Origin of the sequence: Micromonospora reichwaldensis (assembly GCF_031845925.1) — a bacterium.
GTDB classification, from domain to species: Bacteria; Actinomycetota; Actinomycetes; order Mycobacteriales; family Micromonosporaceae; genus Micromonospora; species Micromonospora reichwaldensis.
Window position 1 is genome coordinate 50,183 of sequence record NZ_JAVRFL010000016.1, and the last position, 12,280, is coordinate 62,462.

Genomic DNA, 12,280 nt, shown 5'->3' on the forward strand with positions numbered 1-12,280 from the left:
CGGTGCCGCGGAGGTCGCCGTCAGGAGCGGGTGAGCCAGCCGGGAACGGTCAGGCCGGACTCGTACGCGAGGATCACCAACTGGGCCCGGTCCCGGACCCGGGTCTTGGTCATGATCCGGCTGACGTGCGTCTTCGCGGTGGCCGGGCTCAGCACCAGCCGCGCCGCGATCTCGTCGTTGGACAGGCCGGCGGCGACCAGCACCAGCACCTCCCGCTCCCGCTCCGTCAGCGCGTTCAGCCGCGGCCCCGGATCCGGGTGCGTGGCCCGGGCGGCGAACTCGGAGATCAGCCGGCGGGTGATCGACGGCGCGATGAGCGCGTCACCGCGCGCCACCACCCGCACGCCGTGGATGAGCTCGGCGGGCTCGGTGTCCTTGACCAGGAAACCGCTCGCGCCGGCCCGCAGCGCGCCGTAGACGTACTCGTCCAGGTCGAACGTGGTCAGGATGATCACGCGGACGTCGGAGCTCGTGGCGATCTCCCGGGTGGCGGCCAGGCCGTCCAGCCGGGGCATCCGGATGTCCATGAGGACGACGTCCGGCCGCAGCTGCCGGGCGAGCCGCACCGCCTCGGCACCGTCGGCGGCCTCGCCGACCACCTCGATGCCGTCCTCGCCGCCCAGGATGGACCCGAACCCGGCGCGCACCAGGGTCTGGTCGTCGGCGAGCAGCACCCGGATCACGCCACGTCCCCCGGCTCCGGTCGCGGCGCGGGCTTGGCCGCCGGCACCGGTTCGGGCGGTACCGGAAGGCGGGCGCGTACCCGGAAGCCGCCGTCGACGCCGGGGCCCGTGGTCAGCGAGCCGCCCAGTGCCCGGGCCCGCTCGCCCATGCCCAGGATCCCGTTGCCGGGCTGGCCCGCCGTGCCGACGCCGTCGTCCTCGACCTCCAGCAGCACGTCGTCGCGGTCCGGTCGGACCCGGATCACCACGGCGGTCGCACCGGCGTGCCGGGTCACGTTGGTGAGCGCCTCCTGGACGATCCGGTACGCCGCCAGGTCGACCTCCGGTGGCAGCGCGCGGGTCTCGGCCAGCTCGGTGCGGATCTCCAACCCGGACCGTCCGGCAGTCGTGACCAGCTCGTACAGGCGGTCGAGGCCGGGTGTGGGCCCGGTCGGCGCCGCCTCCTCCCGCCGCAGGATGCCGAGCGTGGTGCGCAACTCCCGCAGCGTCTCCTTGCTCGTCTGTTTGATCGCGGCGAGCGCCTGCGTCGACCGGTCGGGATCCGGCCGGTGCAGCGCGGCGCTGGCCTGCACGTTGATCAGGGAGAGGTGGTGACCGAGCACGTCGTGCAGCTCACGGGCGATGCGCAGCCGCTCCTCGGTGGCCCGTCGCCGGGCCTCCTCCTCCTTGCCCTGCTCCGCGGCCAGCACCCGGGCCTGCGCCTCGGCGAGGTAGGCCCGGCGGTTGCGGGTCACGCCCACGATGACCGCGACGAGCCAACCGGCGTGCAGCAGCGTCGCCCCGTTCACGCTCTCGGCTGTCCGGTTGTAGCTGTCCGCGACGGCGAAGGCGACCACCGAGGCGAGACCGAGCCCGACGGCGACCCCGAGATGCCCCTCGTCGACGACGGTGTAGAGCGCCACGACGAACACCAGCATGATCGGCCCGGGCCGGTGCAGCAGCGCGCCGTACGCGCCGACGGCAGCCAGCGCCACCACGCCCACCGCCACCGGATGGCGGCGGCGGAGGTAGAGCGCACCGGAGGACGCCAGCACCGCCAACAGCGCCGCCCGTTCGGCGTCGGTGTCGATGCCGGACGCCTGCACCACCAGGCCGACGACGGCCACGAGGCCGACCGCCGGCACCAGGGCCATCTTCGCCGCCAGGCCGTGCCATCGCGACGTCCACATGCGTCGGAGCCTAGTGCCGGATGCCCGTACGGCTCACTTGCGCCAGGCGGGGGCCATCCGTTCGGACATCTCGTGCCAGAACGCGCGCAGGTCCCTGCGGTTGACCGCCTGCCAGTCGGCCGGCGCGCCCGGCCGGAACCAGTGCCCGACGAGGTCGATCTGGTGGGCGCAGAAGACCTCCTCCATCTGGTACGGCAGCTCGTCGCCCTTCGGTGGCAGCGGGCACAGCCGGAACGGGCAGTCGTCGATGCAGGTGGAGCCGGGCTGGCCGTCGAGGGGCCGGCCGTCGCGCGGGGCCTGACCGGGGCACGGCGTCACCGCTCGGCGGTGGGGCAGGCGTAGTGTCCCGGTGATCGGTGGGGAGGGGGAATCGATGCGCTCCGGGCTGGAGGTGCCGCCGGCGGTCGAGGCGGAACGGGTCATCGCCGCCGTGTTGGCCGACCTGCGTTCCGGCCACCATCGCGGCGTGGTGGTCGACTCGCCGCCGGGGGCCGGCAAGTCGACCCTGGTGGTGCGCGCCGCCGTCGAGCTGGCCGCCGCCGGCGAACCGCTGATCATCATCGCGCAGACCAACGAGCAGGTCGACGACCTCATCGACCGCCTGGCGCGCAAGGCGCCCGAGCTGCGCATCGGGCGCCTCTCCGCCGCCGACTACCGGCCGTCCGAGCGGGTCAGGGGCCACGAGACGGTCCGGGTCGCCGCCAAGGTCGCCGACCTGGGCGGTCCGGCCGTCATCATCGGTACGGCCGCCAAGTGGGCCACGGTCGCCGAGGGCTCCTGGCCGTGGGCGATCGTCGACGAGGCGTACCAGATGCGTTCGGACGCCCTGCTGCGCGTGGCCCGGCGGTTCGAGCGGGCGCTGTTCGTCGGCGATCCCGGTCAGCTCGACCCGTTCTCGACGGTGGAGACGGGCCGCTGGACGGGCCTGACCTGGGATCCGATGCAGTCGGCGGTGGCCGTGCTGCTGCGGCACAATCCGGAGCTGCCGGTGCACCGGCTGCCGGTGTCGTGGCGGCTGCCCGCCTCGGCGGCGCCGGTGGTGGCGGCGGCGTTCTACCCGTTCACCGGGTTCCGCGCCGGCACCGGCCCGGCCGACCGGGCGTTGCGCCTCGGCGAGCCCGGGGCGGGCGACGCCCTGGACCGGACGGTGGACCTCGCGGCGGCCACCGGCTGGGCGCTGCACGAGCTGCCGGCGCGGCAGACCCTGCGTACCGATGCGGAGGCCGCCTCGGCCTGCGCGGCCCTGGCGCTGCGGGTGCTCCGGCGGGGAGCGGTCGCCGTCTCCGAGCACGCGCCGGCGGGCGCGCCGGTCACCGCCGACCGGATCGCCGTCGGGGCCGCCCACCGCGACCAGGCCGCCGCCATCCGCGCGCACCTGGGGCCGGCGGGGGTCGGCATCACCGTCGACACCGCCAACCGGCTCCAGGGCCGGGAGTACGACGTGACGATCGTGCTGCACCCGCTGTCGGGGCGGCGCGACGCGACCGCGTTCCACCTGGAGTCGGGGCGGCTCTGCGTGTTGACGTCGCGGCACCGTCAGGCGTGCATCGTGGTGGCGCGCGCCGGGATCGGGGAGCTGCTGGACGCCCACCCGTCGACGGAGACCGTGCACCTCGACGTGCCGGTCAAGTTCCCGGACGGCTGGGAGGCGAACCAGACGATCCTCGCCCTGCTCGCCGGCACGACGGTGGCCGGCTGACCCGGCCCCCCGCCGCCGGCCGGTTCCGCCCGCCGGACGGAACCGTCCGCCCCCTCTCGCCGGATGGTGATGGCTGTCCTAACATCCATCAACATCAAATCCGGCTCCGGAGGGAACTTTCCCATGACGGGTCTACCCGCCCGTGTCCTCACCTCGGCCCGCCTGGCACTCGCCGGCGTCGGCGCCGTGCTGCTCGCCATGGTGGGCGCCATCGCTGTCGTGGCCGCACCGGCCCAGGCTGCGGGCCCACGGCCGAACTTCCAGATGCCGTTCCCCTGCGGCGAGACCTGGCGGATGGCCACCTACTACGGGCATGACGACTACGACATCGACATGACCTTCACCGGCGGGGCCAGCAACGGCCGGCCAATCCTCGCCTCGTACGCCGGCACCGTCACGTTCGCCGGCTGGACCAACGGCGGCGGCTGGTACGTGGTGATCGACCACGGCGGCGGCTGGAGGAGCAGCTACGCGCACATGATCGAGTCGCCGCCGGTGCGCGCCGGGCAGTGGGTGTCGACCGGCCAGCAGATCGGCCGGGTCGGCAGCACCGGGAACTCGACCGGCCCGCACCTGCACTACGAGCAGACGCGCGACGGCGTCAAGAGCGAGGCGTACTTCAACGGCGTGCCCTCCGGCATCACCTCCGACGGCAGCCCGAACACCGGGCCGCTCTACGTCTCCGGTCCCGTCTCGTCGGCCCGGAACATGACCAGCCGGAACTGCGGGCAGGTCAGCTCCAACCGCCAGGTGTACGAGTCCGGCAGCCACAGCGGCTGGCAGATGCTGCCGGTCAACAGCATCACCGGCTCGACCACCGCGTCGATGGTCATGGGCACGAACAAGCTGCTCTACACGGTCAACGACGGCCGGGTGTACGAGGCGGCCAGCGACACGGGCTGGCGCAACCTGTGGACCGGCATCTCGGGGGTCAGCAACAACGCGCTCGCCGTGATCCACGTCGACGGCGTCAAGTACATCTACACCGTGATCGGGGGCATGGTCCACGAGGCGGCGAGCAACAACGGCTGGCGCAACCTGAACACCGGCATCTCGGGGGTCAGCGCGAACGCGTTGGCCGCGATCAACTTCAACGGCGTGAAGATCATCTACACGGTGGCCGGGGGCATGGTCCACGAGGCGGCCAGCAACAACGGCTGGCGCAACCTCAACTCCGGCATCGGCGGGGTCAGCCCGAACGCGTTGGCCGCGATCAGTCACCAGGGTGTGAAGATCGTCTACACGGTGGCCGGCGGTACGGTCCACGAGGCGGCCAGCAACAGCGGGTGGCGCAACCTGAACTCGGGCATCTCCGGGATCAGCCCCGACGCGCTGGCGGCGATGGACGTCAACGGCGTCAAGCACGTCTACACCGTGGCCGGGGGCATGGTCCACGAGGCGGCCAGCAACACCGGCTGGCGCAACCTCAACTCCGGCGTCCGCGGCACGACCGTCTCGGCGACGAGCCTCAACGGGGTGAAGATCCTCTACACCGCCTGACGGCGACCGGACCGTGTCGGGGGCACCGCCCGCCGACCGCCCGCCCGCCGGTGATCAGAGAAGCCGGCGGGCGTGGCGGCCCGGGCGAGGGCGATCAGTCGATTACCCGACGTAGTCGGCTTGGGGATAATGCCTGGTCACGTGACTACATAGCGTGAGCGCGTCAATCGCAGCGCCTCGTCATGGTCGCCCCCCGACATCTGCGGGAGGTCACCGCCGAGGCGACAGACAGGAGAGTCCCCATGTCAGCTCAGGCAGCCGCCCGCCGGCTCCGACCCCACGCGTTCACCCTCATCCTCGGCGTCGCCGTGGCGGCCGGGGTGGTCGTCCCCGCCGCTCCCGCCTCGGCCGCCGTCCCCGGCCTCGTGCGCATCGCCGCGACGAGCGCCAACGACTCGACCGACTTCCGCAGCGTCACGGCGACCTGCCCGGTGGGCAAGGTGCTCACCGGGACGGGCTACGAGCTCAACGGGGCGACCGGCGAGGCGGTGGTCGACGACCTGCGCCCCAACGGCGGCCCGGCCGCCGCGCCCACCGCCGTCACCGTCGGGGCGTACGAGGCGGAGGCGTTCGCGGGCAACTGGTCCCTCACCGCGTACGCGATCTGTGCCAACCCCGTCGCCGGTCTGGTGCGGATCGCCGCGACCGGCGTCAGTGACTCGGCCGACTTCCGCAGTGTCACGGCGACCTGCCCGGTGGGCAAGGTGCTGACCGGGACGGGCTACGAGCTCAACGGCGTCATGGGCGAGGGCGTGGTCGACGACTTCCGCCCCAACGGCGGCCCGGCCGCCGCGCCGACCTCGGTCTTCGTGGGCGCGTACGAGGCCGACGCCTTCGCCGGCAACTGGTCCGCGACGGCGTACGCGATCTGCGCCAACCCCCTCGCCGGCCTGGTGCGCATTTCCGCGGTGAGCCCCAGCGACTCGAACGACTTCCACAGCGTCGCCGCGGCCTGCCCGCTCGGGAAGGTGCTGACCGGAGCCGGCTACGCGCTCGACGGCATCATGGGCGAGGGCGTCGTCGACGACTTCCGCCCCAATGGCGGCCCGGCCGTCGCGCCGGCCACCGCCACCGTCGGCGCGTACGAGGAGGACACGTTCACCGGCAACTGGACCAGCACCGCGTATGCCATCTGCGCCACGGCGTAGTTCACCGGCGCCGGCCGGTGGCGCCGCCCCGATCCGGGGGTGGTGTCACCGGCCGGTGTTCGTCAGGCGAACGTGTCACCGAACTCGCGTACGCCGTCGACGTCGAGGGTGATCCGGCTGTTGTCGGTCCACTGGCCGGTGGCGGCGCGCCAGCTCGGGTCGTCGCGTTCGTCGATGTCGGTCCACCCGGGCCGGTGGTGGCGTAGCTGGATCGGCCCGGACGACGCGCCCGGGGCGAGGACGCCCCCGGTGAAGGTCAGCTCCACCCAGCCGGGGACCGGCGTGCCCGGCAGCGGGTACCGCGTCGGCGTCGGGGTGGGCGTCGGCGTCGGCGGGCCGCCGGGCGGCAGGGGCGGCGGGAAGAACGTCACGTCCCGGCGGATCCGGTCGCAGCCCAGCGCCGCCCAGTCGCAGTTCAGCACCAGCGAGGTGTCGCCGCCCTCGAAGGTCAGGTGGTAGCGCACCCGCACGGCGGTGAGATCGAGCGGCCCCGTGCCGGTGTTGGTGACCTTCAGGACGTGCTGGATCTGGTTGTCCGTCGCCGACCAGTCGAGGTTGAGGTAGCTGACCTTGGCCCGCCCGTACGCCGTGCGGACCGGGGTGACGGGGGACGGGTCGGAGTAGCCGCCGAGGGTGTAGGCGCTGACGACGAGCCGGTACTCGCTGCCCGGCGCCAGGTTGGTCAGCGTCAGGGTGGTGGCGGTGGTGCTGCCGAGGCTCCGGTAGACGTACGGGCCCAGCCGCGCCCGCACCTCGTACGTGATCGGTTCCTCGCCGGCCGGCTCGCTTACCCAGGTCGAGGGCGTCCAGGAGAGGGTGAGGCGGTGGGGCTCGTCGACCACGACGACGGGGCTGCCGGGGGTGGTGAGCGCCGGGGCGTCGTCCGCCCGCGCGGCGCCGACGGCGAACGGGCTCAGCAACGCGGCGAGGACGACGGCAAGGGTGACGCGACGGGCACGCATGGTGGCGATGCTACGAGTGCGGATGGATGCTTATCAATCGTTAGGTGGATATCCGGCCGGCGGGAGCGTAGTGCCGGCTGACAGCACAGTGCGCGGGATTCCGCCGCCGTCGATCACCGGTTTTCATGTCGGTTCACCGATAGAGCGACGTCTCTCTTGATCTACGTCTGTCGATAGCGTGTCGTGGCAAAGGCCGTCCATGAAAGGCGGGCCATGAACGAATCCCATTCCCCACTTTCCCGGCGCCGGATCCTGCTCGGCGCCGCCGCGGCCTCGGCGGCCACCGTCGCCGGAGCCAGCGCCGCACACGCCGCGCCACCCGCCGGGGGAGCGCCCCCGGCAGGACCGGCCCGGCGTCCCGTCGTCCGGGACCGGCTCGCCACCGCCCGGCTCGCCGGCGGACCGGCCCGCTTCCAGGCGGACTTCCACGAACGCCTCGGCGCCTGGCTGGCCTTCTGGTCGGCCAACTCGCCCCGGATCTGGAGCACTCCGACGGAGGTCGAGGGTCAGGTCGGTGGCGACGGCGACGCGTTCACGCTGCACGCCATCCGGGTCACCCGTGACGACGAGACGCGGGACGCCTTCGCCGCCGGGCGCCCGGACGCCGCTCACCTGGCCACCCTCGCCAGCCTGCACCACCACTTCCCGTCGGTACGCGTCGAGGCGGGCGGTGCGCTGCGGGTGGCCGACGGCCCCGCCGGCTGGACCGGCTCGGCCGGACAGGTCGCGTTCGCGACCACCGCCTGTCGGGAGCTGTGGGGGCTGCGCGCCGCCGACGCGACCGACTGGCGGGAGCACCTGAGCCGGGCCGGGCACGGGGGCGACCCCACCTCCCGCTCCGGCTGGGCGGCATTCACCAGGGCGAGTCTGCGGCGCGGGCTGCGGACCGATTCGTACTGACCACCGGAGGTAGGACATGGCACGCAGCGAGTTCCGTTTCGTCGTCGACGGCGTCGACCTGACCGTCGAACAGCAGAGCCTGATCGCGAGCGAGATCCAGAAGGCCGGCCTCAACGCCCTCTCCACCGCCGGCAAGAGGCTGACCAACCCGCTCGCCGTCGGGCACGCCAACATCAAGCTCCGCCCCGAGTGGTACGGCCTGTGGGTCATCGACGGCCCGTTCGCCGAGGAGCTGGGCCAGAAGATCAACGACATCGGCTTCTGGATGCAGCGGTGACGGACACCGCCCACCGGCCGGACCCGCCGGAGCGGATGTGCCCGAGCACCCCCGCGGCCAACGCCACGGTGTTCCTCGGCATGATCACTCCGGCGGGGCGGGTCGCCTACGTGACGCCCCCGCTCCCCGCCGAGGTCGCCCTCGCCCAGGCCGGCACGGACACCCCGGTCGAGTCCCGGTACCGGCTGGCCGGCCCGTGCGTCACGTCGAAGTGCGGCTTCTGGACCGGCGCGCACTGCGGCCTCGGCGAACGGGTGGCGGCGTCGTTCCAGGAGGTCGCCGGTCCGGCGGAGGACGACCTGCCGCGCTGCGCGATCCGCCGGACCTGCCGGTGGTACGCGGAGCAGGGCCGGGCCGCCTGCGCCGCCTGCTCCCACGTGGTCACCGACGCCCGCTGAGCACCCGACCGCCCGACTGCTCGTGGGCGACCGCCCGCCGGGCGGACCCGCGCACACAGGCCGGGCGGCGGCGTCGCCGCGCGTAAAGGGCTCGCGATGTCCCACCGTTCCGCTACGGTCTGGGCGTCATGGATCCGCGGTACGACGGGGACGTCATCGGGCGGGAGCATCCCGCGGGTCTGCTGCGCGCCGAGATCGACCGGGTGACCACCAGCCACGGCGGTCTGGTCCTCGTCGCCGGGGAGCCCGGCATCGGCAAGACGACGCTGGTCACGGCGGCGGCCGGCGAGGCCCGCCGACGAGGCGCGCTGGTGCTCGGCGCGGCCTGCTGGGATTCCGACAGTGCCCCCGGCTACTGGCCCTGGGTGCAGGTGCTGCGCGGCCTGCGCCGCTCGACCGACGACTGGGCGTTGGCCCGGGAGTCGGCCGAGCCGGCCCTGGCGGCGCTGCTCGGCGAGGCGGCCGGTGGCACCGCCGGGGCGGTCGACGGCGTCGCCGGCGCGGTCGACGGCGCGGCCGGCGAGGCGGCCGGCCGTCGGAGCGGTGACGACCGCGTCGAGCAGGAGGAGTTCGCGCTGCACGACGCGGTGACCACCGCGCTGGTCGCGGTGTCCCAGCGCCGGCCGGTCGTGGTCGTGCTCGACGACCTGCACTGGGCCGATCCCGCCTCGATGCGGCTGCTGCGCTTCGTCGCCCAGCACACCTGGTTCGAGCGGCTGCTGCTGATCGGCACCTACCGCGACGCCGAGGTCGAGTCACCCGAGCACCCGCTGCGCGGGCTGCTGATGCCGCTGGTGGCGAAGGCGACCACGCTCACCCTCACCGGCCTGTCCCGCGACGAGGTGGCCGCGCTGATGACCCGGGCGGCCGGCCGGGCGCCCGACGCCGACCTCCTCGACGAGGTGCACCGGCGCACCGGCGGCAACCCGTTCTTCGTGGAGCAGACCGCCCGGATCTGGCGTGCCGACGGCCGGATCGGCACGATCCCCCCGGGCGTACGGGAGGCGGTGCGGGGCCGCCTCGCCCAGTTGCCGGCGGCGGTCGTCGAGGCGCTCACCGTCGCCGCCGTGCTGGGCCGGGAGTTCCACCGTCCGGTCCTCGCCGCCTGCGCGGGCACCCCGGCGGCGCAGGCCGACCGGCTGCTCGACCGGGCGGTGACCGCCCGGCTCGTGGTGTCCCGTGGCGGCGGCCGGTTCGCCTTCGTCCACGACCTCGTGCGGGAGACCCTCTACGACGCGCTGCCCGACGACGACCGGCGCTCCCGGCACGCGGCGGTCGTCCGGGCCGTCGACGGCGCGCCGACGCTCGCCGAGCGGCTGATCCCCGCCGACCTGGCCCGGCACGCCCACCTCGCCGGCACCCACCTCGACCCGTCCCGCGCCGCCGAACTGCTGGTCGCCGCGGCCCGCGCCGCGGCCGGCCGGCTGGCCATCGACGAGTCGGTGGTCCACTTCCGCCGGGCGCTCGACGTCGCCGACGACCCGGCCCGGCGCGTGAGGATCATGATCGAGCTGGGCGAGCTGCTGCACCACTCGGGCGCGGGCGACGAGGCCCGGCGGCTGCTCGCCGAGGCCACCACGCTGGCCGTGGCGGCCGACGATCCGGTGGTGCTGGCCCGGGTCGCCCTCGTCGTCCACCGCCGCCATGCCGACGGTCCCGGGCAGCTCGCCGATCCGGAGGACGTGCTGCGGGAGGCGTACCGGCGGCTGATCGGCGGGTCCGCGGGCACCGTCCCGGTCGGCACGATGGTCACCGACCTGATCGCCGCCACGGAATCCCTGGCCCGGCGGGGACACGACGACGAGGCGCTCACCTTCAGCCTGTGGGCCCGCCACGACACCACCTGGGGGCTGGGCTCGGCCCGCGACCGGGCCGCGATCACCGCCGAGATCCGGGACGTGGCGCGCCGCGGTGGCGACCTGGAAACGACGCGCTGGGCGACCGCGCTGCGCTGGGTCGCCCTGCTGGAGCTGGGCGACCCCCGCTACCAGGACGAACTCGCCACCTTCGTCACCGGCGCCCGTCAGGGCGACGCCCGGCACCGGGCCGCCGCCACGATGGACGACGCCATCATCGCGGCCTTCCGTGGCGACTTCGCCCGGTCCGACGAACTGGTCGGCGAGCTGACCGCCCTCACCGAGTGGAAGCACTCCGACTTCGCCTTCATGGGCCACCACCTGCGCTGGTCGCGGCTGCACCTGCAGGGCCGGGCCGACGAGGTCGACGCCCTGCTCGACGAGCTGCCCTCGACCGGCTACCCCCATCCGGAACTCGTCCGGGGCATCACCGCGGCCGAGCGCGGCGACGCCGAGACGGCCCAACGGGTGGTCGCCGGCATCGAGTCCGCCGGCACGACGTACCCGGGATCGGTGTCGCCGCTGTGGCTGCGGCTGCGCGCCGGCGTCGCCGCCGTCAGTCGCGACCCCCGGCGCTGCGCCGAGGCCCGCGACGCGCTGCGACCGCACCGCGGGCAGTGGATGTCGGCGTTGTTCGGCTGCGACCTCAGCGGCCCCGTCGACCACTGGCTGGCGGTCGTCGACGCCGCGCAGGAACGCTGGGACGACGCGGTGGCCGGCTTCTCCGCCGCCCGCGCCTCCGCCGACCGGCTGGGTGCCCGCCCGTGGTCGGTCTTGGCCCGCGCCGCCTTGGCCGACGCGCTGACCGGGCGGGACCGTCCCGGCGACGCGGCGTCCGCCGCCGCGCTGCGCGCCACCACCGCCCGCGACGCCGACGACCTCGGCATGCACCGGACGGCCCGCCGCCTGGTAGGCGCACCGTGGACGGGGGCCGAGGCGTCGCCCGCCGGCCGGCCGGGGGTCGTCGCCGCGGTCGCCGGTTCGCGCCCGGCGTCGGCCGTCGCTCCGATCGCCGGCCCGACTCCGGCGCGGGCCGTCACCGCCGGCCCGCAGGCGGTGGGGACCGGGTCGGCCGCCGTGCCGGCGGTCGCCGCCGGGCCGCACCCGTCCGCCGTGGAGCGCCAGGCGTACGGGTTCCGCCGCGACGGGCCGGTCTGGCAGCTCGCCTACGCCGGCGTGGTGGTGCACCTGCCCGACGCGAAGGGGCTGCGCGACCTGCACGTGCTGCTCAGCCGCCCGGGCGTCGACGTCCCGGCGGTCGAGTTGCTCGACCCGGCCGCCGGGCCGGAACTCGTCGCGGCCCGCCGGATGGGCGGCGACCCGGTCCTCGACGACGAGGCCAAGGCCCGCTACCGGCGGCACCTGGAACGGCTCGACGACGAGATCGACCGGGCCGCCGAACGCGGCGACGAGCGGAGGTTGGCCGACCTCGACGCCGAGCGCGGCGCCCTGCTCGCCGAGCTGCGCGCCGCCGCCGGGCTGGCCGGCCGCAGCCGACGCCTGGGCGACGAGGCCGAGCGGGCCCGCAAGACGGTCACCGCCCGCATCCGGGACGCGCTGCGCAAGCTCGACCAGCGCCACCCGGGCCTCGCCGCCCACCTGCGCGACACCGTCTCCACGGGCAGCACCTGCCGCTACCTCCCGCCCGAGCCGCTGCCCTGGCGCCTCTAGCCCCCGGGCGCCGGTCG

General features: G+C 74.6%; 11 protein-coding genes. 7 read left to right on the forward strand and 4 right to left on the reverse strand.

The window, feature by feature from the left end:
* Positions 1-20: 20 nt before the first annotated feature.
* The 3 genes from RM555_RS15475 to RM555_RS15485 are packed head-to-tail and all read right to left on the reverse strand — an operon-like array spanning position 21 to position 2,170.
* Positions 21-683, reverse strand: coding sequence for a response regulator transcription factor (locus tag RM555_RS15475; RefSeq protein WP_311412395.1), 663 nt, complete (start codon positions 681-683; stop codon positions 21-23).
* Positions 680-1,852 (reverse strand): sensor histidine kinase, encoded by a 1,173-nt coding sequence (locus RM555_RS15480; RefSeq protein ID WP_311412396.1) that lies wholly within the window; start codon positions 1,850-1,852, stop codon positions 680-682. The genes RM555_RS15475 and RM555_RS15480 overlap by 4 nt, the downstream gene beginning before the upstream one ends.
* Positions 1,853-1,885: 33 nt before the next feature.
* Complete coding sequence (locus tag RM555_RS15485; RefSeq protein WP_311412397.1) at positions 1,886-2,170, reverse strand: hypothetical protein; 285 nt, start codon at positions 2,168-2,170, stop codon at positions 1,886-1,888.
* A 55-nt stretch (positions 2,171-2,225) separates the two neighbouring features.
* On the opposite strand from RM555_RS15485, the gene RM555_RS15490 reads away from it, so the two are divergent.
* The 3 genes from RM555_RS15490 (at position 2,226) to RM555_RS15500 (ending at position 6,199) form a co-directional block, all read left to right on the forward strand.
* Positions 2,226-3,551: an AAA family ATPase gene (locus tag RM555_RS15490; protein WP_311412398.1), complete on the forward strand. Its 1,326-nt coding sequence runs from the start codon at positions 2,226-2,228 to the stop codon at positions 3,549-3,551.
* A gap of 123 nt (positions 3,552-3,674) precedes the next feature.
* A complete protein-coding gene (locus RM555_RS15495; protein WP_311412399.1) occupies positions 3,675-5,051 on the forward strand; it encodes a M23 family metallopeptidase in 1,377 nt (458 codons plus the stop codon).
* Between the two features lie 242 nt (positions 5,052-5,293).
* Entirely contained in the window at positions 5,294-6,199 is a 906-nt protein-coding gene (locus RM555_RS15500; protein ID WP_311412400.1) for a hypothetical protein, read from the forward strand.
* Positions 6,200-6,261: 62 nt separating this feature from the next.
* Here the strand turns inward: RM555_RS15500 and RM555_RS15505 are convergent, their stop codons facing one another.
* Positions 6,262-7,161 (reverse strand): cellulose binding domain-containing protein, encoded by a 900-nt coding sequence (locus tag RM555_RS15505; protein ID WP_311412401.1) that lies wholly within the window; start codon positions 7,159-7,161, stop codon positions 6,262-6,264.
* A 213-nt stretch (positions 7,162-7,374) separates the two neighbouring features.
* Here RM555_RS15505 and RM555_RS15510 point away from each other — a divergent pair, with 213 nt between their 5' ends.
* The 4 genes from RM555_RS15510 to RM555_RS15525 all read left to right on the forward strand — a co-directional run bounded on the left by RM555_RS15510 (position 7,375) and on the right by RM555_RS15525 (position 12,263).
* Entirely contained in the window at positions 7,375-8,061 is a 687-nt protein-coding gene (locus RM555_RS15510; RefSeq protein WP_311412402.1) for a hypothetical protein, read from the forward strand.
* Positions 8,062-8,077: 16 nt separating this feature from the next.
* Positions 8,078-8,338: a hypothetical protein gene (locus RM555_RS15515; RefSeq protein WP_132233740.1), complete on the forward strand. Its 261-nt coding sequence runs from the start codon at positions 8,078-8,080 to the stop codon at positions 8,336-8,338.
* Complete coding sequence (locus tag RM555_RS15520; RefSeq protein WP_225852145.1) at positions 8,335-8,736, forward strand: hypothetical protein; 402 nt, start codon at positions 8,335-8,337, stop codon at positions 8,734-8,736. The genes RM555_RS15515 and RM555_RS15520 overlap by 4 nt, the downstream gene beginning before the upstream one ends.
* A 128-nt stretch (positions 8,737-8,864) precedes the next feature.
* Positions 8,865-12,263: an ATP-binding protein gene (locus RM555_RS15525; protein WP_311412403.1), complete on the forward strand. Its 3,399-nt coding sequence runs from the start codon at positions 8,865-8,867 to the stop codon at positions 12,261-12,263.
* The last annotated feature ends 17 nt before the right edge of the window (positions 12,264-12,280 follow it).

Bases quoted from the DNA above. Each gene is read 5' to 3' on its own strand.
- RM555_RS15480 (WP_311412396.1), bottom strand. From the start codon at position 1,852: ATGTGGACGTCGCGATGGCACGGCCTGGCGGCGAAGATGGCCCTGGTG.
- RM555_RS15490 (WP_311412398.1), top strand. From the start codon at position 2,226: ATGCGCTCCGGGCTGGAGGTGCCGCCGGCGGTCGAGGCGGAACGGGTC.
- RM555_RS15495 (WP_311412399.1), top strand. From the start codon at position 3,675: ATGACGGGTCTACCCGCCCGTGTCCTCACCTCGGCCCGCCTGGCACTC.
- RM555_RS15500 (WP_311412400.1), top strand. From the start codon at position 5,294: ATGTCAGCTCAGGCAGCCGCCCGCCGGCTCCGACCCCACGCGTTCACC.
- RM555_RS15505 (WP_311412401.1), bottom strand. From the start codon at position 7,161: ATGCGTGCCCGTCGCGTCACCCTTGCCGTCGTCCTCGCCGCGTTGCTG.
- RM555_RS15510 (WP_311412402.1), top strand. From the start codon at position 7,375: ATGAACGAATCCCATTCCCCACTTTCCCGGCGCCGGATCCTGCTCGGC.
- RM555_RS15515 (WP_132233740.1), top strand. From the start codon at position 8,078: ATGGCACGCAGCGAGTTCCGTTTCGTCGTCGACGGCGTCGACCTGACC.
- RM555_RS15525 (WP_311412403.1), top strand. From the start codon at position 8,865: ATGGATCCGCGGTACGACGGGGACGTCATCGGGCGGGAGCATCCCGCG.